The following is a 22546-nucleotide window of genomic DNA, read 5'->3' on the forward strand; positions in this document are numbered from 1 at the left end:
AGAAGATCGAACTCCCGCAGATCTACTTCGCCCACCAGCGCGAGGTGTTCCAGCGCAGCGGCATGTGGCTGACCGCCGGTGACTGGGGCGGTCCGAAGGACGGCGAGAGCGTCGAGAAGCGCCTGGTGCGTTACCGCACGGTGGGCGACATGTCCTGCACCGGTGCCGTGGACTCCGACGCCACCACGCTGGACGCGGTGATCGCCGAGATCGCCGCCTCCCGGCTCACCGAGCGCGGCGCGACCCGCGCGGACGACAAGCTGTCCGAGGCCGCGATGGAAGACCGCAAGCGCGAGGGGTACTTCTAACCATGACCAGCACCACCGAACCCACCGAGCCGCTGTCCGTCGAGCAGTTGTCGGGGACCACCCTGCTGCGGTTCGCGACCGCGGGGTCCGTCGACGACGGCAAGTCCACGCTCGTCGGACGACTGCTGCACGACTCCAAGTCGGTCCTCACCGACCAGCTGGAGGCCGTCGCACACGCCTCGCGCAGCCGCGGTCAGGACGCACCCGACCTCGCGCTGCTCACGGACGGGCTGCGGGCCGAGCGCGAGCAGGGCATCACCATCGATGTGGCGTACCGCTACTTCGCCACCGCCCGCCGCCGGTTCATCCTCGCCGACACCCCCGGCCATGTGCAGTACACCCGCAACATGGTGACGGGTGCCTCCACGGCCGAGCTGACGGTGATCCTGGTCGACGCCCGCAACGGCGTCGTCGAGCAGACCCGCCGGCACGCCGCGATCGCGGCCCTGCTGCGCGTCCCGCACGTGGTGCTGGCCGTCAACAAGATGGACCTCGTCGACTACCAGGAGTCCGTGTTCGCCGCGATCGCCGAGGAGTTCACGGCGTACGCTTCCGAACTGGGCGTCCCCGAGATCACCGCGATCCCCATCTCGGCGCTCGCCGGGGACAACGTGGTGGACCCGTCCGCGAACATGGACTGGTACGGCGGCCCGACCTTCCTGGAGCACCTGGAGACGGTCCCGGTCACCCACGACCTGGCCACCTGCCACGCGCGCCTGCCCGTGCAGTACGTGATCCGCCCGCAGACCGCCGAGCACCCGGACTACCGCGGCTACGCGGGCCAGATCGCGGCCGGTGCGTTCCGCGTCGGCGAGGAGGTCACGGTGCTGCCCTCGGGCCGTACGTCGAAGATCTCCGGGATCGATCTGCTGGGCGAGCCGGTGGACGTGGCGTGGACGACGCAGTCGGTGACGGTCCTCCTTGAGGACGACATCGACATCTCGCGCGGCGATCTGATCGTGCCCAGCAAGGACGCGCCCGCGACCACGCAGGACATCGAGGCGACCGTGTGCCACGTCGCGGACGCGGCGCTGACCATCGGCCACCGTGTGCTGCTCAAGCACGGCACCCGCACGGTCAAAGCGATCGTCAAGGACATCCCGTCCCGGCTGACTCTCGACGACCTCTCCCTGCACCCGCACCCGGGGCACCTGGTCGCCAACGACATCGGCCGCGTGAAGATCCGTACCGCCGAGCCGCTGCCGGTCGACGCATACGCCGACTCCCGGCGCACCGGCTCGTTCATCCTGATCGACCCGGCCGACGGCACCACGCTGACGGCGGGCATGGTCGGCGAGTCCTTCGCCTCGCCGGAGCCGGTGAAGACCGCGGCCGACGACGACGGCTGGGACTTCTGACATGACCACCGATGACTTCTTCTCGACGTTCGCGAAGGAGGGCGGCCGGGTAGGCAGCGGTGCTCTCGGAAGCGGGCAGGGCGGGGTGGCCCGATGTGTGTGATGGCGTACGCGCATTGCCGGCGCGCCCCGTACCGACGAAAACCCCCTGCCGATCCCCCGGCCACGACCTGAGAGCGTGACCGCCGGGCCGACGAGAGGAACCCCTCCCTTGCCTGCCATGAACTCCGCCCTCCGCCGCGGCCTCGCCGTGGTGGTGGCCGTGCCCCTGCTGGCGCTCGCCGCGCCGGCCTGCGGGTACGGCTCCCAGGCCAAGGACAACGGCACGGCGAACGTCGCCGCCCACGGCAAGAAGCTCTCCGCCGGCACCGTCAGGATCGGCTACTTCCCGAACCTGACCCACGCCACGGCACTGGTCGGTGACGAGAAGGGGCTGCTCCAGAAGGAGCTCGGGGGTACGCAGGCCACGTACTCGCAGTTCAACGCGGGCCCCGCCGAGATCGAGGCGCTCAACTCCGGCTCGATCGACATCGGTTGGATCGGCCCGTCGCCCGCGATCAACGGCTACTCGACGACCGAGGGCAAGGGCCTTCGCATCATCGGCGGCTCGGCGTCCGGCGGTGTGAAGCTCGTGGTGAATCCGGACAAGATCAAGTCCCTGAAGGACGTCAAGGGCAAGAAGATCGCGACTCCGCAACTCGGCAACACCCAGGACGTGGCGTTCCTCAACTGGGTTTCGGAGCAGGGCTGGAAGGTCGACGCTGAGAGCGGCAAGGGTGATGTGTCCGTGGTGCGTACGGACAACAAGATCACCCCCGATGCCTACAAGTCCGGTTCTGTGGACGGTGCGTGGGTGCCGGAGCCGACCGCGTCCAAGCTGGTCGCGGAGGGCGGCAAGGTGCTGCTGGACGAGGCCGATCTGTGGCCGGACAAGAAGTTCGTGATCACGAACATCATCGTGTCGCAGACGTTCCTGAAGGAGCACCCGGACGTCGTCGAGGCCGTGCTGCGCGGCTCGGTGAAGACCAACGCCTGGATCAACGCCCACCCGGACGAGGCGAAGGCCGCCGCCAACGCCAAGCTCGAGGAGCTGACCGCCAAGCCGCTGCCGGCCGAAGTGATCGATCCGGCCTGGAAGTCGATCCGGTTCACCGACGATCCGCTGGCCGCCACCCTCGGTGCCGAGGCGCGGCACGCGGTCGACGCGGGTCTGCTCGAGAAGCCCGACCTCAAGGGCATCTACGACCTCGCACCGCTGAACAAGGTCCTCAAGGCCGAGGGCGAGCCCGAAGTCGACGACGCCGGTCTCGGCGTCAAGTAAGCCCGAAATCCATCCCGTTGAGTTCCCAGGAGGTGACGACCATGGCAACCGCCCTCGCCAAGGCCGCCGACGCCGGTACGTCGGTGGCGCACGCCGCGCGCATCGAGCATGTCTCGAAGTCCTTCGCCGGCCCGGCCGGACAGCAGCTCGTCCTCGACGACATCACGCTCGATGTCGCGCCCGGCGAGTTCGTCACCCTCCTGGGAGCCTCCGGGTGCGGCAAGTCGACGCTGCTGAACCTGGTGGCGGGCCTGGACAGGCCGTCCGCCGGCGGCATCACGACGGACGGCCGCCCGGCGCTGATGTTCCAGGAGCACGCCCTCTTCCCGTGGCTGACCGCGGGCAAGAACATCGAACTCGCCCTGAAGCTCCGGGGCATCGCGAAGTCCGAGCGGCGCGACAAGGCCGAGGAGCTGCTGGAACTCGTCCGGCTGAAGGGCGCGTACGGCAAGCGCGTGCACGAGTTGTCGGGCGGTATGCGGCAGCGGGTCGCGCTGGCCCGCGCACTCGCGCAGGACAGCAAACTCCTGCTGATGGACGAGCCGTTCGCGGCGCTCGACGCGATCACCCGGGACGTGCTGCACGACGAGCTGACCCGCATCTGGCGCGAGACGAACCTGTCGGTGCTGTTCGTGACGCACAACGTGCGGGAGGCGGTGCGACTCGCCGAGCGCGTGGTGCTGCTGTCCTCGCGCCCCGGCCGTATCGCACGGGAGTGGACGGTAGACATTCCGCAGCCGCGCCGTATCGAGGACGCCGACGTGGCGGAGCTGTCCGTAGAGATCACCGAACAACTGCGTGGGGAGATCCGCCGTCATGGCCAGCACTGAGACGACGGACGCCAAACCCACCGGGGGCAAGGCCACCGGGGGCGGCAACGATCTCGCCGGGCTCGAAGCGGGCCTGGACGCCCTGGAGACGGTCCAGACCGGACGTACGCCCTTCCGGAAGACCCTCGTCGACAAGATCCTGCCGCCGGTCGTCGCCGTACTCCTGGTCCTGGTGGTCTGGCAGATCCTGGTGTGGGCGGAGGTCGTCGACAGCTACAAGCTGCCCGCGCCGTCCGAGGTCTGGAGCGAGGTCCGGGACGCCTGGCTGCAGGGCACGCTCCACGAGTACATCTGGACGAGCGTCTCGCGCGGACTGCTGGGCTTCCTGATGGCGCTGGCGATCGGTACGCCGCTGGGTCTGCTGGTGGCGCGGGTGAAGTTCGTCCGGGCGGCGATCGGCCCGATCCTGTCCGGCCTTCAGTCACTGCCGTCGGTGGCCTGGGTGCCGCCGGCCGTGCTCTGGCTGGGCCTGAACGACCGGATGATGTACGCGGTGATCCTGCTCGGTGCGGTGCCCTCCATCGCCAACGGCCTGGTGTCGGGCGTCGACCAGGTGCCCCCGCTGTTCCTGCGGGCGGGCCGTACGCTCGGGGCGACGGGCCTGCGCGGGACCTGGCACATCGTGATGCCGGCCGCGCTGCCGGGCTATCTGGCCGGTCTGAAGCAGGGCTGGGCGTTCTCGTGGCGTTCGCTGATGGCCGCGGAGATCATCGCGTCCTCGCCGGAACTGGGCGTCGGTCTCGGCCAGTTGCTGGAGAACGGCCGTACGGCGAACAGCATGTCCATGGTCTTCTTCGCCATCCTCCTGATCCTGATCGTCGGTATCGCCATCGACCTGCTGATCTTCAGTCCGCTGGAGCGGTCGGTGCTGCGCAGCCGCGGTCTCCTCCCGAACCGCTGACCCGGGGAGTGTCACGTCCCATGCGCCGACCGGTCCTTCTCGTCATCGCCCACGGCAGCCGCGACCCGCGCCATGCCGCGACGGTGCACGCCCTGGTGCGCCGGGTGCGCGCCATGCGTCCGGGCCTGCGCGTGGAGACCGGCTTCCTGGACTTCAACATCCCGTCCGTCCCGGCGGTCTTGGAGTCGCTGGCAGCAGAGGACGTGCGGGACGTGGTGGCACTCCCCCTGCTCCTGAACCGGGCCTTCCACGCGAAGGCCGACATCCCGGCGGTGCTGCGGGAGGCACCGTCGCGGCTGCGGATCCGGCAGGCCGAGGTACTCGGCCCGTCGCCGCTGCTGACGGCCGCGCTCGAACGGCGGCTGTACGAGGCCGGGTTGACCCCGGCCGACAAGTCCTCGACCGGGGTCGTGCTGGCCTCGGCGGGGTCCACAGACCCGGAGGCGATCGCAGTGATCGCAGAAATCGCGCGGGAGTGGCGGCACACCGGTTGGTGCGCCGTGCGGCCTGCGTTCGCCTCCGCATCCCTCCCCCGCACGCAGGACGCGGTACGCGAGCTGCGTGCGCTGGGCTGCGCCCGCGTGGCGGTGGCCCCGTACGTCCTCGCCCCCGGCTTCCTGCCGGACCGGATCGCGCGGGGCGCGGCCGAGGCGGACGTACTGGCGGATGTGCTGGGGCCGGCGCCGGAGGTGGCGCGGGTGCTGCTGGAGCGGTACGACGCGGCGCGGGTGCCGGTGCTGGCGGCGCTGGGCGCTTGAGCAGCCGCAGACGCCCGCAGCTTCTTCCCTGGACGACCCGCGGCTGCTTCCCTGCCCGAGCAAAAGCGGCGCTCAGTCCTCTTGAACAGACGCGACCGCCTCACCTGCCAGCCGTATCAGCTCGGACACCGGCATCGACCCCGCCTCCCTGCGCTCGCGCGCGAAGTCGTTCGCGAGGCGTTGCAGCAGGTCGTTGAGCGGGGTCGGTACGCCGTGCAGGCGGCCCAGGAGGGCGATCTCGCCGTTGAGGTAGTCGGCCTCGATCGTGCCGGTGCCACGGTGGAGCGACTGCCAGGAGGAGCCGGCACCACGCTCGGAGCCGTCGAAGGGCTCGAACCGCATCTTGTCCGCGCGGGCCTGCTTCTGCTCCTCGTCACCGGCGTACGCGATGCCCGCCACGGCGAGCACGGCCTCGCCCTCGGCGCGGACGCGGTCGTAGAGCGCGATCCCCTCCTCGCTGGTGAGCACGCCGCTGACCGCCTCGATCGCGTTCGCGAGGTTGCCGAGGAGCTTGGCGTACTGCCAGCGCGTCACATCGGGCACGACCGGCGCCTCGAACCGGGACTTCTCCAGGTCGGCCGCTATACGGCGGGCCGTCTCATCCGTGCCGGATGGATAGCGGCCGAGGTGCAGGATGCCGGTCAGCGGCGTGCCGGCGGCGGACACGACGCCCGGCTCGACAAAGGTCGCGGGCAGCCAGACGCACATGCCGTACACGCGCCGGAAGCGGCGCAGCGCGAGCCGCTGGCTCTCCACCCCGTTCTGCGCGCAGACCAGCGGCAGCCGCTCACCCGCCGTCCCGCCGCCCGCCACCGTGACCGGAGCCCAACTCTCCAGGGCCGCCGCACTGTCCTGCGTCTTGACTGCGAGCACGAGCACGTCGTCCGCCCGCAACTCCCCCAGGGCGTACGGCCCGTCGACCGTGGTCAACCGCTGCACGTGCGGCCCATCGGGCACCACCAGCCGCAACCCACGCTCGCGCAGCGCCTCGTACTGCGCACCCCGCGCAACCAACACGACCTCGCACCCGGCCCCGGCAAGACGACCACCGATCGCCCCGCCCACCGCCCCCGCTCCGATGATGATGTATCGCATGGGTCAGAGCCTGCCACAGCCGCGTGTAGCCGCCATCAAGATTCCGCACACAGCAACGTGGCCTGAATGCGCACACCCCGGCCACGTACCGAACAGGACGGGGCCGTCCGGGCCGACGTGGACGTTGCGCGGCAGCGCGTCGCCGTGGATCGGGCCCGGCGCGAGCAGCTCCGCGCCGCCCTGCCCGAGTCCCGCCCCCGCGAGGACGTCCCGCGCCCGTGCCTCGTCCATCACTCGCCTTCCATGGCTGCTCAGTCCGGTATCAGACACGTACGCGGCGTGTGCTCGCGTACGACGTCGAGATCGCGCCATACGCCGCCCAGTGTCGCATTCGCCCAGGTGGGAGCCCTGGCCAGGGCCTGCGCACTGCCTTGACGGCACGTCAGTCCGCCAGCACGATGACCAGGGCCGCCGGGGCGGCCGGACCCCCACGAGCCGCCCGAAGGAGCCGATTCCGTGACATTGGCGAGCGCGACGAAGCGGGCAGCGAAACCCCGTCCGCCGCAAAAGGGCCGGCCCGTCGACCACGGCGCCTGGTTCCTGGTGCTGCCCGCGCTGATTCCGATCCTGATCCTCAGCGTCGGACCGCTGCTGTACGGGATCGCGCTGGCCTTCACCGACTCGCAGTCCGGCCGGACCGAGCCCACGCAGTGGATCGGGATGCTCAACTTCCAGGATCTGGTGCACGACACGCTGTTCTGGCACTCGTTCCGGATCGGTCTGCTGTGGGCGGTCGGGGTTACCGTCCCGCAGTTCCTGCTCGCGCTCGGCCTCGCGCTTCTGCTCAACCAGGACTTGAGACTGCGCTGGCTGGCACGCGCCCTCGCGATCATCCCGTGGGCGATGCCCGAGGTGGTCGTGGGCATCATGTGGCGGCTCGTCTACAACGCGGACGCGGGAATCCTCAACGAGACCATCCGCGACCTGGGCCTGGGCCAAGGCCGTGACTGGCTGAGCGGCCTGGCCACCGCCCTCCCCGCCGTGATCGTCGTTGGCGTCTGGGCGGGTATGCCCCAGACGACGGTCGCTCTGCTCGCCGGCCTGCAGAACACCCCGCGCGAACTCCACGAGGCGGCCGCGATGGACGGCGCGGGCGCCTGGCGCCGCTTCCGCACGGTCACCTGGCCCGCCCTCAGACCGGTCGCCCTCGCCATCACCGCGCTCAACTTCATCTGGAACTTCAATTCATTCGCCCTGGTGTACGTCCTGACCAGCGGCGGCCCGGGCGGACGCACCCGGCTGCCGATGCTGTTCGCGTACGAAGAGGCCTTCCGCTACGGCCAGTTCGGCTACGCAGCGGCGATGGGCTGCGTGCTGGTCGCGGTGATCTCGGTGATCCTCGCCGTCTTTCTCGTCGGCCGCCTGAAAGGAGGTGCGGACGCGTGAAGACCGGCAAAGGCGTCCGTGCGGGCCAATACTTCGCCCTCCTCGCGTACCTCGTCTTCCTCGCCTTCCCCTTCCTCTGGCTGATCTCCACCGCCTTCAAGCCGGCGCGCGAACTGGGGAGCCTGCACCCCACCTGGATCCCGAAGGACCCCACGCTCGCCAACTTCCGGCAGGCCTTCGACGAGCAGCCGCTGCTGGACGCCGCGCTCAACTCCCTGGTCGCGGCCGTAGGCGCGGCGCTGATCGCCGTACTGATCGCGACCCCGATGGCGTACATCATGGCCCGGCACCGCACACGGCTGGCGAAGGCCGCGACCGGCTGGGTCGTGGTCAGCCAGGCGTTCCCGTTCGTCCTGCTGATCATCCCGCTGTTCCTGGTCCTGAAGAGCCTGCGGCTGATCAACTCCGTACCGGGTCTGATCATGGTGTACGTGGTCTGGGCGCTGCCGTTCGCGCTGTGGATGCTCGTCGGATACGTACGGGCCGTGCCTGCCGAGCTGGAGGAGGCCGCGGCGGTGGACGGCGCGGGAAAGGCACGCACCCTGGTCTCGATCACTGCGCCGCTGCTCGCGCCGGGCATCGTGGCCACGGCACTGTTCGCGTTCATCAGCGCGTGGAACGAGTTCTTCTTCGCGCTGATCCTTCTCAAGACCCCGGAGAAACAGACCCTGCCGGTCGTCCTCACGCACTTCCTCGGCGCGGAGGGCGTGGCGGACCTCGGACCACTGGCGGCAGCCGCGTTCCTCGCGACCCTGCCGTCACTGGTCGTCTTCGCGATCATCCAGAAGCGGATCACGGGCGGCATGCTCGCCGGGGCGGTGAAGAGCTGATGCGCAGGAGACCGCTCGTGGTATTGGCGGTGGTGCTGGGCCTGGTGATCAGTGGCTGCACCAGCGACGACAGCGGCTCGGAGGACGGCCGCATCACCCTCCGCTTCCAGTCCCTCGCCTGGCAGCAGGAATCCGTCGACGCCAACAAGGAGCTGGTGAAGGAGTGGAACGCCACGCATCCGGGCGTCAAGGTCGAGTATGTACAGGGGACTTGGGAGAGCGTCCACGACCAGCTGCTCACCTCCTTCGAGGGCGGCGAGGCTCCGGACATCATCCATGACGCCTCGGACGACCTCGCGGACTTCGCGTACGGCGGGTATCTCGCCGATCTGACCGACCTTCTCCCCGAGCGACTCAAGTCCGATATTCCGCAGCGCAGTTGGGAGACGGCGACGTTCGGGGAGGGGATCTATGGGGTGCCGTTCCTCCAGGAGCCGCGAATCCTGATCGCCAACGCCAAATGGCTCAAGGAGTCCGGCGTACGCATTCCCACGCCCGAAAGGCCTTGGAGCTGGGGCGAGTTCAGGGAGATCACCGACGAACTGAGCAACGGGGACGGCAAGTACTGCGTGGCCTGGCCGCTCAAGGAGCCCGTCTCGGCCACGCTCAACCTGTCACTGTCGACCGGTGGGCAGCTGTTCCACCAAGGCACGGACGGCAAGGTGAAGATCCGCTTCGACGAGGCCGACGAGGTGGTGCCAGAGACCATCCACGACCAGGTCAACACCGATGGCAGCGCGCCGAGTTCGACGCTCGGCAGCAGCGGCTCCGACACACTCCCCGGCTTCTTCGGCGGCAGATACGCGATGGTGCCGCTCGGCTTCTCGTACCGGCAGCAGATCGTGCAGCAGGCACCCAAGGGCTTCGACTGGCAGGTGCTGCCCGCACCGGCCGGCGCCGACGGGCTCGCCCAGGGAGTGAGTCCGCAGACGCTGTCCATCGCGGAGGACAGCCCGAACAAGGAGCAGGCCGCAGAGTTCATCGACTTCCTGCTGCGGCCCGAGAACATGGTCCGGCTCGCGCTCGGCGACTGGATGCTGCCCACGGGCACCGAGGCACTCAAGGACCCGGCGCTGCACACGACCGAGCACGACTGGGCCACCGGAACGGCCCTCGCCGCCCACCTCCGCTCGGCCCCGGCGCAGTCCGTACGCGGCTATCCCGAGTGGAAGGACAAGATCGCGACACCTGCGTTCCAGGAGTACTACAGCGGGGCGATCGGCCTGGACGAGCTGCGCGGGCGCCTGGTGGAGGACGGGAACCTGGTGCTCAAGCGCTATCAGAGGTGACGGAAGGCGATGGCCATCGATCCGATCGGCGGTCACGGTGTCTCTGGTGTGCGTCGTGATTTTCAGCATTTTCGTACTGGCCGGAATTGGAGGAGCAGACAGGGCGTCAGGACGCGCCTCGACGGCCGCACGAACCGGGGAGACACCGGATTCGACTACGGTTTGGGGGGCAAGCTCGTGTGCGTCAAGCCGCTGGACGAGGAGGTCGCCGTCTTCAACGGCACCCTCGACAGCAAGGAGCCGCTGCTCACGTTCGGCCCTTCTGGGGACCGGGTGTGGTTCTGAGATCCGCGGCGGACTGAATCTCTCTCGGCACGGCTCGAGGACGTCGTCGTGACCGAGACCAGGAAGGGCAGTTGCGGCTGACGTCTGCCCGGCGGAGGGCGATGCGTCCTGCACTTGGAGATGTCACTGTCACCCAGCCGGAGCGCCCGGCGTGCGCCCGGCGGGCCTCTACACCACCTTGACCGGGCTTATGGCCTGCCGCATGCTCATAACATCCGTAGCACGGTGCGCTGTTGAAGGCGGGGGCCATGGAGAGCAGCGATGTCCGGCACGCACTTCTGGTCGCACCTTCCTATGATCACAACGAATACCTCGGGGCGGAGAGCCTGGGAATCCGCTCCGTGGCGGCGGCCCTCCTCCGAGAGGGGGCGCAGGTTGCGGTGGTCGACGAATGTCCGGCCAAGCCCTCCACGGAGATCCTTGATCTGGCCCGTCAGGCCTCGTTGATCGGGATCGGGGTGCTGTTCACCAGGCAAATTCCGGACGCCCTGGCCCTGGCCCGAAAATTCCGGTCGGCGGCACCTCAGGCCCATATCACGATCGGCGGGCAAGGCACGTTCTCGCTCTGGGCCCGCATGCTCGAAGAATGTGACGCTCTGGATTCCGCCTGCCTCAATGAGGCCGAGGAGTCCGTCGCCGAGTTATGGCGCCATGTCACCAGGGGCAAAGGCCTGAAGGGCGTCCGAGGGACTTACGTCAGGCTGGACGAGGGGCTGGTGTTCACCGGCCCCAGGCCCCCGACGGAGGATCTCGATGGGCTGCCTCTTCCGTTCCGGGGAGGCCGCGAGGCAGCGTACGCCGACAGCCACGTGACGATGTGCACCAGCCGGGGTTGTGCGGCCCACTGCTCGTTCTGCCAGTCGGGAAACTACGCGAACCGCCACCCCGGGGCACCACGCTGGCGGTACCGGTCGGCGGAGCATGTGGTAGCCGAGATCAAGCATCTTCAACAGACTTACGGCGCCCGCATGTTCAGCTTCGTCGACGACGACTTCCTGGGCGGCGACAGCCGCGGGGTCCAGCGGGCCCATGAGATCGCCGGCCTGATCAGGAAGCATGAGCTGGACATCAAGTTCGCCATCGAGTGCCGCATCAGCGAGCTGGAAGAAACAGTGCTGATGACGCTGCGGGAGGTCGGGCTGCGCCATGTTCTGATCGGTGTCGAGTCGGCGAACGACAAGGACATACGGCTGTACGCGAAGCGCACCACCCCTCAGCAGGCGGCCGACGCCATCGCCCTGCTCAGGAAGGCCGACATCGAATTCTCGGTAGGCTTCATCATGTTCCAGCCGTTGTCCGGCCTTGACGGCATCCGCACGAATATCGACTTCCTCCTCGAAAACAACGTGGGCAGCTACCGGAGGGTCGTGAACCGGCTGGAGGTCTACCCTGGTTCACCCCTTCTCGGCTACTTCAGGCGAAAGCAGGTCGACTTCCGTGAAGATGCCTACCGCATGTACTACGATTTCGCGGATCCTCAGGTAGCCGCCCTCTACGACGCGTTCGTCAGGGTACTCAGGCCGTTCGAGGAGCTGGAGACTCTCGCAGCCAAGGCTCTGTTCCGACTGCGCGCTCAGGAAGGACCGGCCGAGATGCGTGCCCCCCGCCACGCCACGAAGGTGGCTGACGACGTCACGCGCGCCCTGCTGGAGACCGCCCTTCACTGCCTCCAAGCTGTCGAGGACGGACGGATTCAGGCCTGCGAAACCGAGATAGCAGCCCACACCAATAGTCGCCTGACCGAATTGCGAAAAGCTGTTGCGTCACTGTGAAAACCAGGCGAACAACCACAGGAGGTGGATTCCATGTGGGTACACGGCAACGGCGGCGGTGACGACCCGGGCGGAAAATCTCCGGACAATCCTGATGACTTATTTCCGGTGGCCACGAGAACCATACACATTCCGGAGGGAAGGGAGGTGGGTCACATGTGGGTGAACGGCAATGGCGGCGGCGGCTGACGGCCGAATTGAGCGACGGTCTGACGGAGCTCCGATAAGCTACGATAGGAGTCCCGTCAGACCGGGGCGGTTACGGATGCCGAAACAAGGCGAGGGGGCCTTTCAGCCATGCAATTTTCCGAATACCTGTTCGGAGGAATTTATCTCAGTGCCTGCCGTTTCGCAAACATTGAACGCTTTGCTTCCTATGTGACTGACTTTATGGGCTCCGACGCTCGCGCCGACTCCGCGTCGGAGGCCGCGCGCATCCTCCAGGAAGCCGCCGGGCGTCTCGACTCGGCAGCCGAATCAGTCCTTTCCACCGAGGAGGACGCCGAGCGCAGACTCATCGCACGCGACCTCCGACTCGTGGCCGAGTCGGAACTCGAACGAGTCGACGACTTCGCCTCGGTGGAAGAGCGGCTGGATCGCTTCGGGCCGCAGGTCCAGTCCGTCCTGGTGGACCTCGGGCTGGACGTGAGGGATGCACCCCTGCGCATCGTTGACGTGTTTCCCGAGCCGTTCCACCGCTTCGGCTGGTCGGCCTTCGCGCCGGACCTCGAAGACGAAGAGAATTTCGACATCCCTCGCGGAGTGTACTTCCGCCGGGACAAACTGCGCCCCTTCTACAGTGAGGCGCTCTTCGCGCACGAAGTGGTCCACACAGTCACCGGCCGTATCGACCCCGATATCTTCGCCATGGGACTGGAGGAGGGAATCGCCGAGATTCTCGGCACCTGCTACGCGGGCTCCTCCATTCTTCCTGAAGAAGTGCTCGGAAACATTCTCGTCCACGGCCGGCACGGCGTGGAAAGGCCGAAATTGTGGTCGGTGTATCTGAACCACACGCGGCAGGCCAGTCTGCTCTACGACCGCTTCGGGCTCGAAGGTCTCGCCGAACTGATCAGGCGTGGCCGAAAAGCCATCCACGACGCGGAGCATGCCGTGCTGACCGGGCAGGTGGAACAGCTCGACCTCCCCAGGGGAAAAACCGATCCCAAGACGTCCAGGGTTCTTGATTTCGCGTGCCGGGGATATCTGTCCACGCATGTCTTCTCACCACTCGAATGTCTGTTGCTGCTCAGCGTCCGCAAGGGGCTGACGGTGGAGCGGATCTGCGCGGACGCCGGAGTGGACCTGACGGTGGGGGCACCCCTGCTGGAACGGCTCGGCGCAGAATCGGCCCTGTTCGTCCAGGACGGAGACCGGATCGCGTACTCCAACATGGAGCGCTATCTGCACGCGGAGGAAGAATCTGTCGCGGCGATCATCCGCTACCTGCCGCGCTGACGTCCCGCACGTCGACGAAGGACGAAGGGGGAGATCGTGGGGTCACCTACCGGGCCGCCGGGTTCCCGTCGCACTCTCGGTGGTGCGCTGACGGATCTGTACCGCAGCCGTGGGCTGCTCCTCGGTCTCCTCGCGGTGGCCGTGGGCATCATTCTCATGATCACCGTGCCGCAGGAAACTGTCTACATAGTCCGTGACGCGGACGGCCAGTACGTCATCAACAAAGGCGCCGAGAACCTTCAGAGTCGCCTACATCTGTTCGACATCGGTAACGCCATCTTCCAGACCGGCCTGGTCATCGTGCTCTTCCAGGTACTGCTCAACCAGATCGCGGACGACCGCTTCGTCGAGCAGGTCAAGAGCGTCATGGACACTGAGCGGGAAATGGTCCGCGAAGCGGTGGTCCGGTCCATGGCGGTCGGCAGGCACATAAACTCGCTGGAGCTGTCGCCTGCCGAACTGGATCGGGTCATCGAGAGCGCTGTGCGACTCCGCTCGGGCAGCTCGGAACTCGGCTCCGTGGTGGCCCGCAAATTACGCCTGGGAGTCTTCGACTCGGAGGAGATCTGGCACAACCTCGTGGTCCGCGCCGAAATCCTGGAGATCGAGCGCGCGGCACCAGGGGGCAGGGACCACGACTACTACGTCGTCTATTTCCAGTTCGGCTACCACACCAACAACACACGCCGCACACGGTTCGCCTTCAAAGTGGCGACCTGGGGGGAGGAGTACGACAGAACGCTCCGTGCCCAGGATCTGGGCGGGGTCTGGCGCCTCCCCTCCTCGGGCGAGTTCGACGCGGACTGGACCGACGGTTTCTCGCTCACTTCCGTGTCGTTCGCGGGCCGTTCAGTGCCGGTCGGGGTGAACGAGGCCGAGCGTGAGTTCTTCGTCCATGTCCCGGTCGACGAGTTCGAGGACGCTGAGAGCATCAGGGTCCAGTACTCCTTCGTGGCCAAGGTGCGGGCGGACGGCAATCTGCTCAGCTTCGAGGTACCGAGACCGACCTTCGGCGCGAACTACTCGGTGAGCGTGGGGGTGAACGACATCGACAGCATCAGAGCCCTCGACTACTTCGGAGCCACCCGGCCGGCCTCCGTCGACTACAGCCCGGGGCTCACGGCGACGCGTGTCGTCAGCGTCAGCATCGACGACTGGATCCTGCCCAAGGCAGGCATGGTGCTGGTGTGGAAACGAGGTGCTGCCTCCTGATCCACCTGATCAGGAGAAAGTCTTCCGCGATGCCCCAGGTGCCCCAGGAGGTTGGCGTTCTCTGCCTACCGCAGCAAATCATCAGGGCAGTCGGAAACCCGATGCAGACGACGCCCGGCGGCCACCATCCGGCCGAGCAGTTCATGGCCGGCCACGGCAGTCACCAGCCCCTCTACGACAGCTTCGTTCATGAGGTCGAAGGTCTCCTTCGTGGTGATGCCCCGCCGTCGCGTGAAGGCGGCCGCCGACCGGTCGTCCGTGATCCACACCGAATCGCGGAACTCAGGGCGCTTGATGATCAGTGCGCAGGTCTCGGCCTCGCCGAGGTGTTTGGTCGGCACCGACGCCACACCGCCGAAGACCGCTCGGCGTAGACGGTCGACCTCGGCGATCTCGTCGAGGTCCGTGATGGTGATCGGCTCGCCGAGCATGCCGACCGCCACGATGTCCCGTAACCGGGGAAGGTAGGCGGCGGACTGCTCGGCCTCGTGGGCCACGGCCTCGGTCCAGCGGCCGCGGCCGTCGAGCAGTTTCTCCAGCAGGGGTACGCGGTCGACGGCCGCGAAGTTGCACAGGACAGTGTTGTCCGGGAACCAGCAGATTCTCATGGCTGGAAGATCAGGTCCCCTTCTTCCACCGCACTGTCGGCAAGTTCAGGAGTGTCGGGCTCGGCAGGATCGAGCAGGTCGTGCAGTTGGTCCACGTCCATCCCCAGGAGAGAGGCGAGGGGGCGGAGAGTCGTCTCCCCGTCGGCGTAGCACTTGTAGAGGGCGGTCACGAGGCGTACGGGGAATCGCTCCGCCGCCGCCCAGGCGAGTTGCCTTTGGAAGGCGTCAGTCGCACCTGCCAGCAGGTGGCAGATCTCAGTCGTGAATCCCTGGAGGTGCGGTGCCGACTTCGCGTCGATCAGGCGGAGTTGGCTCAACCGTGCGGCCAGCGCGCTGGGCGAGACCTTGAAGCCCACTACCAGCCCGGAGAACGCCTCGTCGGTGAGCCTGCCGTGCCGGTCGGCCACCTGCCGGAACCTGTCGCGGACTTCGAGCGCGGGCATCAGCAGATTCGAGGCAAAGACGTTGGCCCGCACCTCGGTCAGATCCTTCTGCCGCCCCGGCGCCACATGTGACTCCACGACGAGCTCCTGGGCGTCGCGGGCCAGGATGTGGCCGAGTTCGTGAGCGATCGTGAACCGCTGCCGGGTCCAGGTCTCCGTGGGCCCGATGAGGATGAGCCGAAAGGCGTCCGTCTGCCACGTGAGCCCGTCCACGCTGTCGGGCAGGTGCGTCACCGCCACGTCCACGCCGAACAGTTGGGCGCACGCCGTGATCAGTACGTCGGTCTCGAGATCGGCCACGGTGCCGGGGCCGGCCGCCGCCGTCAGGACGTCGACGGCGTCCTGCGCGAGCCGCTGCCCCTGGTCCACGAATCGCTTGAGGTCGGAGCGTACGGAGGGCAGCGGCGGCAGCTCCGGCGGTCTTCCCAACAGCTCCAGCACCTCGTACGCCTCGGTGAACCGGCTTGCGGTATCACTCACGCGGTCCCGCCGGGGAGCCGATCCGGCGACCGTACGCGCCGCGAACGACGGACGCAGCGGCTCGCGCCCCGTGAGCAGCCAGTCCACCGTGCGGCCGCCGGTCTCGGCGATCAGTGCGAGATCGAGCGAGGTGAAGCGGCGCACCCCGGCCAGCGACTTCGACAACTTGTCGGGGGTGAGCCCCACCTTCTCGGCGAACGCTGCCTGACTCGTCGAGGCTGCTTCCATGACCCTGCGCACACGGTCGATCACAGTCTCGTTCATACACCCACCGTAACCGCAGCTTGCGAAAATCGCAACGCACTGGCCAAAGCGTCGACCCGTGCAATGGCGTACGCAACGGCCGGTGCCCGCGCACAGCAACGTGGCCGGGATGCGCACACCCCGGCCACGTACCGAACTACCGCGAGAAGATCAAACCCCCACCTTCTCCCCCTCCACCGCCGGCGGCGGAGGCGGCGCGGACACCGGGCCCTGCGGGGACTCGTCGTGGGTGAGGTCCGGGAGGCGGTCGAGCCACTTCGGGAAGTACCAGTTGCGTTCGCCGAGGAGGGCCATCGCCGCGGGGAGCAGGACGCCGCGGATGATCGTCGCGTCGATGAGGACCGCCGCCGCGAGGCCCACGCCCATCTGCTTCATGGACTGCATGGACAGCGTGCCGAAGATCGCGAAGACGGCGACCATGATGACGGCGGCGCTGGTGACGACACCGGCCGTGGTGACGACACCGTGCTGGACGGCGTCCTTCGTCTCGAGGCCCCTCAGCCGCGCCTCACGGATCCGGGAGACCACGAACACGTGGTAGTCCATGGACAGGCCGAAGAGGATCACGAAGAGGAACAGCGGCAGCCAGGTGATGATGGCGCCCACACCCTCCGCGCCCACCAGTGAGGCACCCCAGCCGTGCTGGAAGACGCCGACGAGGATGCCGTAAGCCGCGCCCACCGAAAGGAGGTTGAGGACGATCGCGGTGATCGCGATCGTCACCGAGCGGAACGACAGCAGCATCAGCAGGAAGGCGAAGACCACGACGAAGGCGAAGACCGGGGCCACCGCGCCGGCGAGCTGGTCGTTGAAGTCCTTCGAGCCCGCGACCTGACCGGTGACCGGCGCCTCGAGGCCGTCGACCTTGCCGAGCGTCGCCGGGCGCACCTCGTCGCGGATGGTCTCCAGGCTCTTCTCCGCCTTGTCCAGGTCCGAGCCGCCCACCAGCGGTACGTACACGAAGGCGACGTTCTTCTCGTCGTGCACCTTGACGTCGACCGGGCCGCGCGAGGCACCCGATTCCACGGCCTGCGTCCGGAAGTCGGCGATCGCGGACTTCACCTCGGGCGAGTTGATGTCGTCGGCCTTGACGACCACTTCGGCCGGGTCGCTGCCGCCGGGGAAGGCCTCGTTGACCCGGTCGTACGTCGCCACGATGGGCAGCGAGTCGCCGAACTCCTGGTCCAGGGTGAGGTTCTGGGTCTTCATGCCGAGCGCGGGAGCCGCGATGGCCAGCAGTGCGCCGGCCGCCACGATCAGCGAGATCGCGGGCTTCGCCAGCACCACCCGCAGCACGCTCTTCCAGAACCGGCTCTCGGCGCTCGCCGAACCGTCCTTGCGCTTGCGCCGCTTGTCCGGGTGCAGGAACGGGATCCGTCCCTTCTCCACCCGCTCACCGAGCAGCGAGAGCAGCGCGGGCAGCACCGTCACCGAACCGACCATGGCGACCGCCACGACCATCAGCGAGGCCAGGCCCATCCCCTCGAACTCGGCGATCCCGGTGAACAGCATGCCCGCCATCGCCACGCACACCGTGACGCCGGAGACGATGATGGCGCGGCCACTGGTCGCGGCGGCGATACGGAGCGCGGTCTGCGGGTCGTGTCCGGCCGCTCGCTCCTCGCGCTCGCGCCGCAGGTAGAATAGGCAGTAGTCGACGCCGACCGCGAGGCCCACCAGCAGCATCACGGAGCTGGCGGTGTCGCTCATGGGCATCACATGGCTGACGATGCCCATCAGACCCATCGTCGCGATGATCGCGGTGATCGCGAGGGCCACCGGCACCAGCGCCGCCACCACCGCACCGAACGCGACCAGCAGGATGCCGAGCGCCACGGGAACGGCGGAGTACTCCGCCTGCTGGAAGTCCTCACCGAACGCGTCGTCGAACGTCTTCATCATGCTGGCGCTGCCGATCTGCTCGATCGTCAGTGCCTCATGGTCCTTCTGCACCTCTTCGACGGCCTTGAGTACGGGCTCCACGCGCTCGCCCGCGGTGTCCGCCTCGCCGCGCATGTCGAACTGCACGAGCGCGCTGCGGCCGTCCTTGGAGATGGTGTCCGTCTCGTACGGCGAGGTCACGGCCGTCACTTCGCCGGTCTTCTCGACCGCCTGCATCACGGCCGTGACGGCGGCGCGGAAGTCCGCGTCCGTCGCCTTCATGCCGGAGTCCTTGGCCTGGACGAGCACGGTCTCCCCGGCCGGCTCGTCGATGCCCGCTTCTTCGGCGATGGTCGCCGCCTGGCTGGTCTCGCCGCTGATCTGATCGCTGTCCTTGACCTCGACCGTGCCCGCCGCGGAACCGAGCCCCATCGTCAGGACGACGAACAGCATCCAGATCCCGACGGCCGCCCAGCGGTGCCGGGCACTCCAGCCGCCGGCCCGGGCGGCTATGCCCCGCACCCGTGTATCTCCGTTCCCCATGACGGACTTGCCCCCTTGTCCGAGGTGACGGCCCCCTGCCGCCTCCTTCGCTTCGACGGTATGGGCCGGATAAGGACGTCTCGTCGTGCTGCCTGGTGAAGTGACGGAGGACCGCCTCCTCCCCTTGGCCCCCGTGACCTCCCCACTGGGGAGGAGGTGTCCCCTACACGTAAAGGGAGTACGGGAGGGGCGCGATCACCATGTCCGGCCCGCCGGACGCCGCGTCCGATCTGTCGGCCCTCAACCCCTTTGTTATTGCGAACACTTGTTGAATGTGTCACAGGTGTATGTAGGTGTTGATCTGCGCGCGTCAATCAGTCAGGGTTTCGTGCCAACCGCCGGGTAACTTTCGGTGCCCGGCGGCGAGTTTTTCCCCCCACGAATCCCCCCACAGAAACCACGAGGAGACCCCTCTTCATGGCAACAACCCAGCGTGCCCGCAGAATCAAGCTGACCGCGGCCATAGCCGCCACCGCCACCGCGGTGGGCGTGAGCCTCGTCGCCGGGACCACCGCCGGCGCCGCAACCCCGGCCGAGGGCAAGGTCTACGGCCTCGACGCCAAGGGCGCCGTTTCCGGCAGCTACATCGTGCTGCTCGACGAGAAGGCCACCAAGGGCGCCAAGAAGGACCTCGCCCAGGAGTACGGCGGTTCCCTGAAGCGCACGTACGCCTCGGCCGTCAACGGCTTCTCGGCGTCCGGCCTTTCGCAGGCCGAGGCCAAGCGGCTGGCCGCCGATCCGTCGGTCGCCAAGGTGGTCCAGAACAAGAAGTTCCACATCGACGCCACCCAGGCAAACCCGCCCTCCTGGGGCCTGGACCGTATCGACCAGACCGAGACCGCGGGCGACGGCGCCTACAACTACCCCGACAGCGCCGGTGAGGGCGTCACCGCGTACGTCATCGACACCGGAGTCCGCGTCAGCCACAGCGACTTCGGCGGCCGTGCCGCGGACGGCTTCGACGCGGTCGACAACGACAACACCGCGCAGGACGGCAACGGCCACGGCACGCACGTGGCGGGCACCATCGCGGGCGAGGCTCACGGCGTCGCCAAGAAGGCGAAGATCGTCGGTGTCCGGGTTCTCGACGACCAGGGTTCCGGCACCACCGAGCAGGTCGTCGCGGGCATCGACTGGGTCACCGCCAACCACGAGGGCCCGTCCGTCGCCAACATGAGCCTCGGCGGCGGGGTCGACGAAGCCCTCGACGCGGCCGTACAGAAGGCCATCGCGTCCGGCGTCACCTTCGCCGTCGCGGCGGGCAACGAGTCGGCCGACGCGAGCCAGGGTTCACCGGCCCGCGTCCCCGAGGCCATCACGGTCGCCTCCTCCACCGAGGACGACCAGCAGTCGGACTTCTCCAACTTCGGCTCCGTCGTGGACCTTTACGCCCCCGGCTCGGAGATCACCTCCGCCTGGAACACCGGCGACGACGCCACCAACACCATCTCCGGTACGTCCATGGCGACCCCGCACGTCGCGGGCGCCGCCGCCGTCTATCTGGCCGGCCACCCCGACGCCGACCCGGCGGCGGTCACCCAGGCGCTCACCGACGGCGCGACCGCGGACACGATCTCCAACGCGTCCCCGGGCACGCCGAACAAGCTCCTGAAGATCGTCGAATAAGCGAGTAACGTCACCGACCGCGGCCGTCGTGCTCGCCCCCACGGGGCACGGCGGCCGCTTTGTCGTATGCGGATCTAATGTGTGCGGCGGTTCTATTGTGTGCGGATGACGACGTATGCGGCGCTGTTGCGCGGGATCAACGTGGGCGGCAGCAAGAAGGTGCCGATGGCCGAACTGCGCACGCTGCTCGAGGGACTCGGTCTCGGCGGGGTGAGCACCTACCTCCAGAGCGGCAACGCGATCTTCACCGCGGACGGCGGCGACGAGGGCACTCTCGCTGCCGACATCACCGCGGCCATCGAGAAGCACTTCGGCTTCACCGTCGACGTCCTGGTCCGCGACCACGCGTACCTCCAGGCGGTGCTCGAGGCCTGCCCGTTCCCGGCCGCCGAACTCCAGCCCAAGCAGCTGCACATCACGTACTTCTCCGTGCCGGTCGTCCCGGAACGGTTCGCGTCGATCGACCAACAGGCCTTCCTCCCCGAGGAATTCCGCTTCGGCGACCGCTGCCTCTACCTGTACGCCCCCGATGGCCTCGGCCGCTCCAAGCTGGCCGAGGCCCTGTCGAAGCCGCGGCTGGTGAAGGGCGTGATCGCCACCAGCCGCAACTGGAACACCGTGGTCAAACTCGCGGAGCTGACCCGGACTTAGGGGTCCCCTGAACTGCCGCGAGCTCCGCCTCGATCAGGTCCGCCGCCCGCTGCGTACCGCCCTCCGCCGCCATCTGCCCCTGGATCTCCTTGAGCCGCCCGGCCACCTCCGGGTCACCGGCCAGCGCAAGTACGGCCTCGCGCAGGGTCTCAGCGGTCGCCTCCTCCGTCGGTACGTGGCGGGCGACGCCGAGTGCCTGGAGCATGTCTGCGTTCCCGAACTGGTCGACGGCCTGGGGCACGCAGACCATCGGCGTCCCGGTGGCCAGACCCTCCTGGCTGCCGCCCGCGCCCGCGTGCGTGATGAAGGCGTCGGCCTGCTTCAGGATCGCCAACTGCGGGACCCAGTCCCGTACTTCCACGTTAGTGGGGATCGCGCCGAGCTCGGCCGGGTCTACGTGCTTGCCGATCTGGAGCACCATGTGCCAGCCCGGCAGGTCGCCGAAGGCCTTGACGCACTCGCGGTAGAAGTTCGGCTGCTTGGTGAAGCTCGACCCCAGTGACACGAGCAGCACCTTCTCGGCGCTGTCCGGCCGCTGCCAGTCTCCCTGCGTCGAGCGGTCGCCCTGGCAGGCTCCGACGAAGGAGTGCACGCTCTCGTCGACCCGGTCGGCGGTCGGCTGGAGGGCCTTCGGGATGAGGACGATGGAGCGCGCGGGGCGGCCGGCGAAGGGGTCGGGGTGCTCGGTGATCCCGTTCTCCTCCAGCCAGGCATGAAAGCGGGCGTAGTACGCCTGGCCGCGCTCGGTCTTCTTCGGCTCCTCCCACATCGGCTCGGAGACCTCCTCCTCGTAGCCGTCCCAGGCGACCAGGTTCGGTGAGAGGGAGATCGCCTTGACGCCCCAGCGGTGGGCGAGGACGCGGGCCGGGTAGGAGGTGATGTCGTGCAGGACGAGGTCCGGTTCGTCGCCCTCGTATGCCTCGATGAGCTGCGGGAGTGCCTGGATCGCGTCGTTCAGGAAGGGCTCCACGTTGTCGAGGAGGGTGGTTCCCCATGCCTCGGGGTCGTCGTCGGGGGACGGCAGCATGGAGTTCCACAGCTTCGGCTCGGCGCCCGTCTCGGCGACCTTCTCGGCGAAGGCGGGCGGGATCGCGTACGTCACGCGGTGCCCGCGGGCCACGAGCTCCCGGATCACCTCGAGGCTCGGATTCACGTGCCCGTGAGCAGCGATGGAGAACATGGCGATGTGGGCGGGGCGAGGTGTGGTCATGACGGAGACGCTACGAGAGACGATACGTCTCGTGCAA

20 protein-coding genes and 1 pseudogene are annotated in these 22546 nt (G+C 68.0%); 15 read left to right on the forward strand and 6 right to left on the reverse strand.

Annotated elements, in window-relative coordinates:
* The 6 genes and pseudogenes from IEZ21_RS30865 to IEZ21_RS30890 all read left to right on the forward strand — a co-directional run.
* Window positions 1-308, forward strand: a pseudogene (locus tag IEZ21_RS30865) (sulfate adenylyltransferase subunit CysD); the annotation flags it as partial.
* A gap of 2 nt (window positions 309-310) precedes the next feature.
* Window positions 311-1666 carry a sulfate adenylyltransferase subunit 1 gene (locus tag IEZ21_RS30870; RefSeq protein WP_189325158.1) on the forward strand — a complete coding sequence of 452 codons (1356 nt, stop codon included), beginning with the start codon at window positions 311-313 and terminating at the stop codon, window positions 1664-1666.
* A 220-nt stretch (window positions 1667-1886) separates the two neighbouring features.
* Entirely contained in the window at window positions 1887-2987 is a 1101-nt protein-coding gene (locus IEZ21_RS30875) for an aliphatic sulfonate ABC transporter substrate-binding protein (protein WP_189325159.1), read from the forward strand.
* Between the two features lie 41 nt (window positions 2988-3028).
* A complete protein-coding gene (locus IEZ21_RS30880) occupies window positions 3029-3817 on the forward strand; it encodes an ABC transporter ATP-binding protein (protein ID WP_189325160.1) in 789 nt (262 codons plus the stop codon).
* The gene (locus IEZ21_RS30885; protein ID WP_189325161.1) at window positions 3804-4718 is read left to right on the forward strand and encodes an ABC transporter permease; all 915 of its coding nucleotides are present in this window, start codon (window positions 3804-3806) and stop codon (window positions 4716-4718) included. Before IEZ21_RS30880 ends, IEZ21_RS30885 begins: the two co-directional genes overlap by 14 nt.
* Window positions 4719-4738: 20 nt before the next feature.
* A complete protein-coding gene (locus IEZ21_RS30890; RefSeq protein WP_189325162.1) occupies window positions 4739-5476 on the forward strand; it encodes a sirohydrochlorin chelatase in 738 nt (245 codons plus the stop codon).
* 72 nt (window positions 5477-5548) lie between these two features.
* Here the strand turns inward: IEZ21_RS30890 and IEZ21_RS30895 are convergent, their stop codons facing one another.
* Together IEZ21_RS30895 and IEZ21_RS30900 are read right to left on the reverse strand one after the other, a co-directional pair.
* Window positions 5549-6571: a ketopantoate reductase family protein gene (locus tag IEZ21_RS30895; protein WP_189325163.1), complete on the reverse strand. Its 1023-nt coding sequence runs from the start codon at window positions 6569-6571 to the stop codon at window positions 5549-5551.
* Window positions 6572-6574: 3 nt separating this feature from the next.
* On the reverse strand, window positions 6575-6802 hold the full coding sequence (locus tag IEZ21_RS30900) for a hypothetical protein (protein ID WP_189325280.1): 228 nt from the start codon (window positions 6800-6802) through the stop codon (window positions 6575-6577).
* Window positions 6803-7027: 225 nt separating this feature from the next.
* Here IEZ21_RS30900 and IEZ21_RS30905 point away from each other — a divergent pair, with 225 nt between their 5' ends.
* The 7 genes from IEZ21_RS30905 (at window position 7028) to IEZ21_RS30935 (ending at window position 14803) form a co-directional block, all read left to right on the forward strand.
* A complete protein-coding gene (locus IEZ21_RS30905; RefSeq protein WP_189325164.1) occupies window positions 7028-7957 on the forward strand; it encodes a carbohydrate ABC transporter permease in 930 nt (309 codons plus the stop codon).
* Window positions 7954-8787 (forward strand): carbohydrate ABC transporter permease, encoded by an 834-nt coding sequence (locus IEZ21_RS30910; RefSeq protein WP_189325165.1) that lies wholly within the window; start codon window positions 7954-7956, stop codon window positions 8785-8787. Before IEZ21_RS30905 ends, IEZ21_RS30910 begins: the two co-directional genes overlap by 4 nt.
* Entirely contained in the window at window positions 8787-10076 is a 1290-nt protein-coding gene (locus tag IEZ21_RS30915; RefSeq protein WP_189325166.1) for an ABC transporter substrate-binding protein, read from the forward strand. The genes IEZ21_RS30910 and IEZ21_RS30915 overlap by 1 nt, the downstream gene beginning before the upstream one ends.
* 9 nt (window positions 10077-10085) lie before the next feature.
* Window positions 10086-10361 (forward strand): hypothetical protein, encoded by a 276-nt coding sequence (locus tag IEZ21_RS30920; RefSeq protein WP_189325167.1) that lies wholly within the window; start codon window positions 10086-10088, stop codon window positions 10359-10361.
* 248 nt (window positions 10362-10609) lie between these two features.
* Window positions 10610-12133, forward strand: coding sequence for a B12-binding domain-containing radical SAM protein (locus IEZ21_RS30925; protein ID WP_189325168.1), 1524 nt, complete (start codon window positions 10610-10612; stop codon window positions 12131-12133).
* A gap of 297 nt (window positions 12134-12430) precedes the next feature.
* Window positions 12431-13591 carry a hypothetical protein gene (locus IEZ21_RS30930; RefSeq protein WP_189325169.1) on the forward strand — a complete coding sequence of 387 codons (1161 nt, stop codon included), beginning with the start codon at window positions 12431-12433 and terminating at the stop codon, window positions 13589-13591.
* A gap of 36 nt (window positions 13592-13627) precedes the next feature.
* The gene (locus IEZ21_RS30935) at window positions 13628-14803 is read left to right on the forward strand and encodes a hypothetical protein (RefSeq protein WP_189325170.1); all 1176 of its coding nucleotides are present in this window, start codon (window positions 13628-13630) and stop codon (window positions 14801-14803) included.
* A 65-nt stretch (window positions 14804-14868) separates the two neighbouring features.
* On the opposite strand, the gene IEZ21_RS30940 is transcribed toward IEZ21_RS30935, so the two are convergent.
* The 3 genes from IEZ21_RS30940 to IEZ21_RS30950 all read right to left on the reverse strand — a co-directional run bounded on the left by IEZ21_RS30940 (window position 14869) and on the right by IEZ21_RS30950 (window position 19022).
* Window positions 14869-15411 carry a PIN domain-containing protein gene (locus tag IEZ21_RS30940; RefSeq protein WP_189325171.1) on the reverse strand — a complete coding sequence of 181 codons (543 nt, stop codon included), beginning with the start codon at window positions 15409-15411 and terminating at the stop codon, window positions 14869-14871.
* Window positions 15408-16598, reverse strand: coding sequence for a helix-turn-helix domain-containing protein (locus IEZ21_RS30945; protein ID WP_246568306.1), 1191 nt, complete (start codon window positions 16596-16598; stop codon window positions 15408-15410). The genes IEZ21_RS30940 and IEZ21_RS30945 overlap by 4 nt, the downstream gene beginning before the upstream one ends.
* A 150-nt stretch (window positions 16599-16748) precedes the next feature.
* Window positions 16749-19022 carry an MMPL family transporter gene (locus IEZ21_RS30950; RefSeq protein ID WP_189325172.1) on the reverse strand — a complete coding sequence of 758 codons (2274 nt, stop codon included), beginning with the start codon at window positions 19020-19022 and terminating at the stop codon, window positions 16749-16751.
* Window positions 19023-19439: 417 nt separating this feature from the next.
* Between IEZ21_RS30950 and IEZ21_RS30955 the strand changes: the two genes are divergently transcribed.
* Window positions 19440-20648: a S8 family peptidase gene (locus tag IEZ21_RS30955; protein WP_189325173.1), complete on the forward strand. Its 1209-nt coding sequence runs from the start codon at window positions 19440-19442 to the stop codon at window positions 20646-20648.
* Between the two features lie 105 nt (window positions 20649-20753).
* The gene (locus IEZ21_RS30960) at window positions 20754-21299 is read left to right on the forward strand and encodes a DUF1697 domain-containing protein (RefSeq protein WP_189325174.1); all 546 of its coding nucleotides are present in this window, start codon (window positions 20754-20756) and stop codon (window positions 21297-21299) included.
* Here the strand turns inward: IEZ21_RS30960 and mgt are convergent.
* Entirely contained in the window at window positions 21271-22509 is a 1239-nt protein-coding gene (gene mgt / locus IEZ21_RS30965; protein ID WP_189325175.1) for a macrolide-inactivating glycosyltransferase, read from the reverse strand. The genes IEZ21_RS30960 and mgt overlap by 29 nt on opposite strands.
* Window positions 22510-22546: the final 37 nt, after the last annotated feature.

Source organism: Streptomyces flaveus (genome assembly GCF_014647675.1).
Taxonomy (GTDB): Bacteria; Actinomycetota; Actinomycetes; order Streptomycetales; family Streptomycetaceae; genus Streptomyces; species Streptomyces flaveus.

Excerpts from the sequence above, each read along its gene's own strand:
- IEZ21_RS30870 (WP_189325158.1), top strand. The coding sequence starts at position 311 with ATGACCAGCACCACCGAACCCACCGAGCCGCTGTCCGTCGAGCAGTTG.
- IEZ21_RS30875 (WP_189325159.1), top strand. The coding sequence starts at position 1,887 with ATGAACTCCGCCCTCCGCCGCGGCCTCGCCGTGGTGGTGGCCGTGCCC.
- IEZ21_RS30880 (WP_189325160.1), top strand. The coding sequence starts at position 3,029 with ATGGCAACCGCCCTCGCCAAGGCCGCCGACGCCGGTACGTCGGTGGCG.
- IEZ21_RS30885 (WP_189325161.1), top strand. The coding sequence starts at position 3,804 with ATGGCCAGCACTGAGACGACGGACGCCAAACCCACCGGGGGCAAGGCC.
- IEZ21_RS30890 (WP_189325162.1), top strand. The coding sequence starts at position 4,739 with ATGCGCCGACCGGTCCTTCTCGTCATCGCCCACGGCAGCCGCGACCCG.
- IEZ21_RS30895 (WP_189325163.1), bottom strand. The coding sequence starts at position 6,571 with ATGCGATACATCATCATCGGAGCGGGGGCGGTGGGCGGGGCGATCGGT.
- IEZ21_RS30900 (WP_189325280.1), bottom strand. The coding sequence starts at position 6,802 with ATGGACGAGGCACGGGCGCGGGACGTCCTCGCGGGGGCGGGACTCGGG.
- IEZ21_RS30915 (WP_189325166.1), top strand. The coding sequence starts at position 8,787 with ATGCGCAGGAGACCGCTCGTGGTATTGGCGGTGGTGCTGGGCCTGGTG.
- IEZ21_RS30920 (WP_189325167.1), top strand. The coding sequence starts at position 10,086 with ATGGCCATCGATCCGATCGGCGGTCACGGTGTCTCTGGTGTGCGTCGT.
- IEZ21_RS30925 (WP_189325168.1), top strand. The coding sequence starts at position 10,610 with ATGGAGAGCAGCGATGTCCGGCACGCACTTCTGGTCGCACCTTCCTAT.
- IEZ21_RS30930 (WP_189325169.1), top strand. The coding sequence starts at position 12,431 with ATGCAATTTTCCGAATACCTGTTCGGAGGAATTTATCTCAGTGCCTGC.
- IEZ21_RS30940 (WP_189325171.1), bottom strand. The coding sequence starts at position 15,411 with ATGAGAATCTGCTGGTTCCCGGACAACACTGTCCTGTGCAACTTCGCG.
- IEZ21_RS30945 (WP_246568306.1), bottom strand. The coding sequence starts at position 16,598 with ATGAACGAGACTGTGATCGACCGTGTGCGCAGGGTCATGGAAGCAGCC.
- IEZ21_RS30950 (WP_189325172.1), bottom strand. The coding sequence starts at position 19,022 with ATGGGGAACGGAGATACACGGGTGCGGGGCATAGCCGCCCGGGCCGGC.
- IEZ21_RS30955 (WP_189325173.1), top strand. The coding sequence starts at position 19,440 with ATGGCAACAACCCAGCGTGCCCGCAGAATCAAGCTGACCGCGGCCATA.
- IEZ21_RS30960 (WP_189325174.1), top strand. The coding sequence starts at position 20,754 with ATGACGACGTATGCGGCGCTGTTGCGCGGGATCAACGTGGGCGGCAGC.
- mgt (WP_189325175.1), bottom strand. The coding sequence starts at position 22,509 with ATGACCACACCTCGCCCCGCCCACATCGCCATGTTCTCCATCGCTGCT.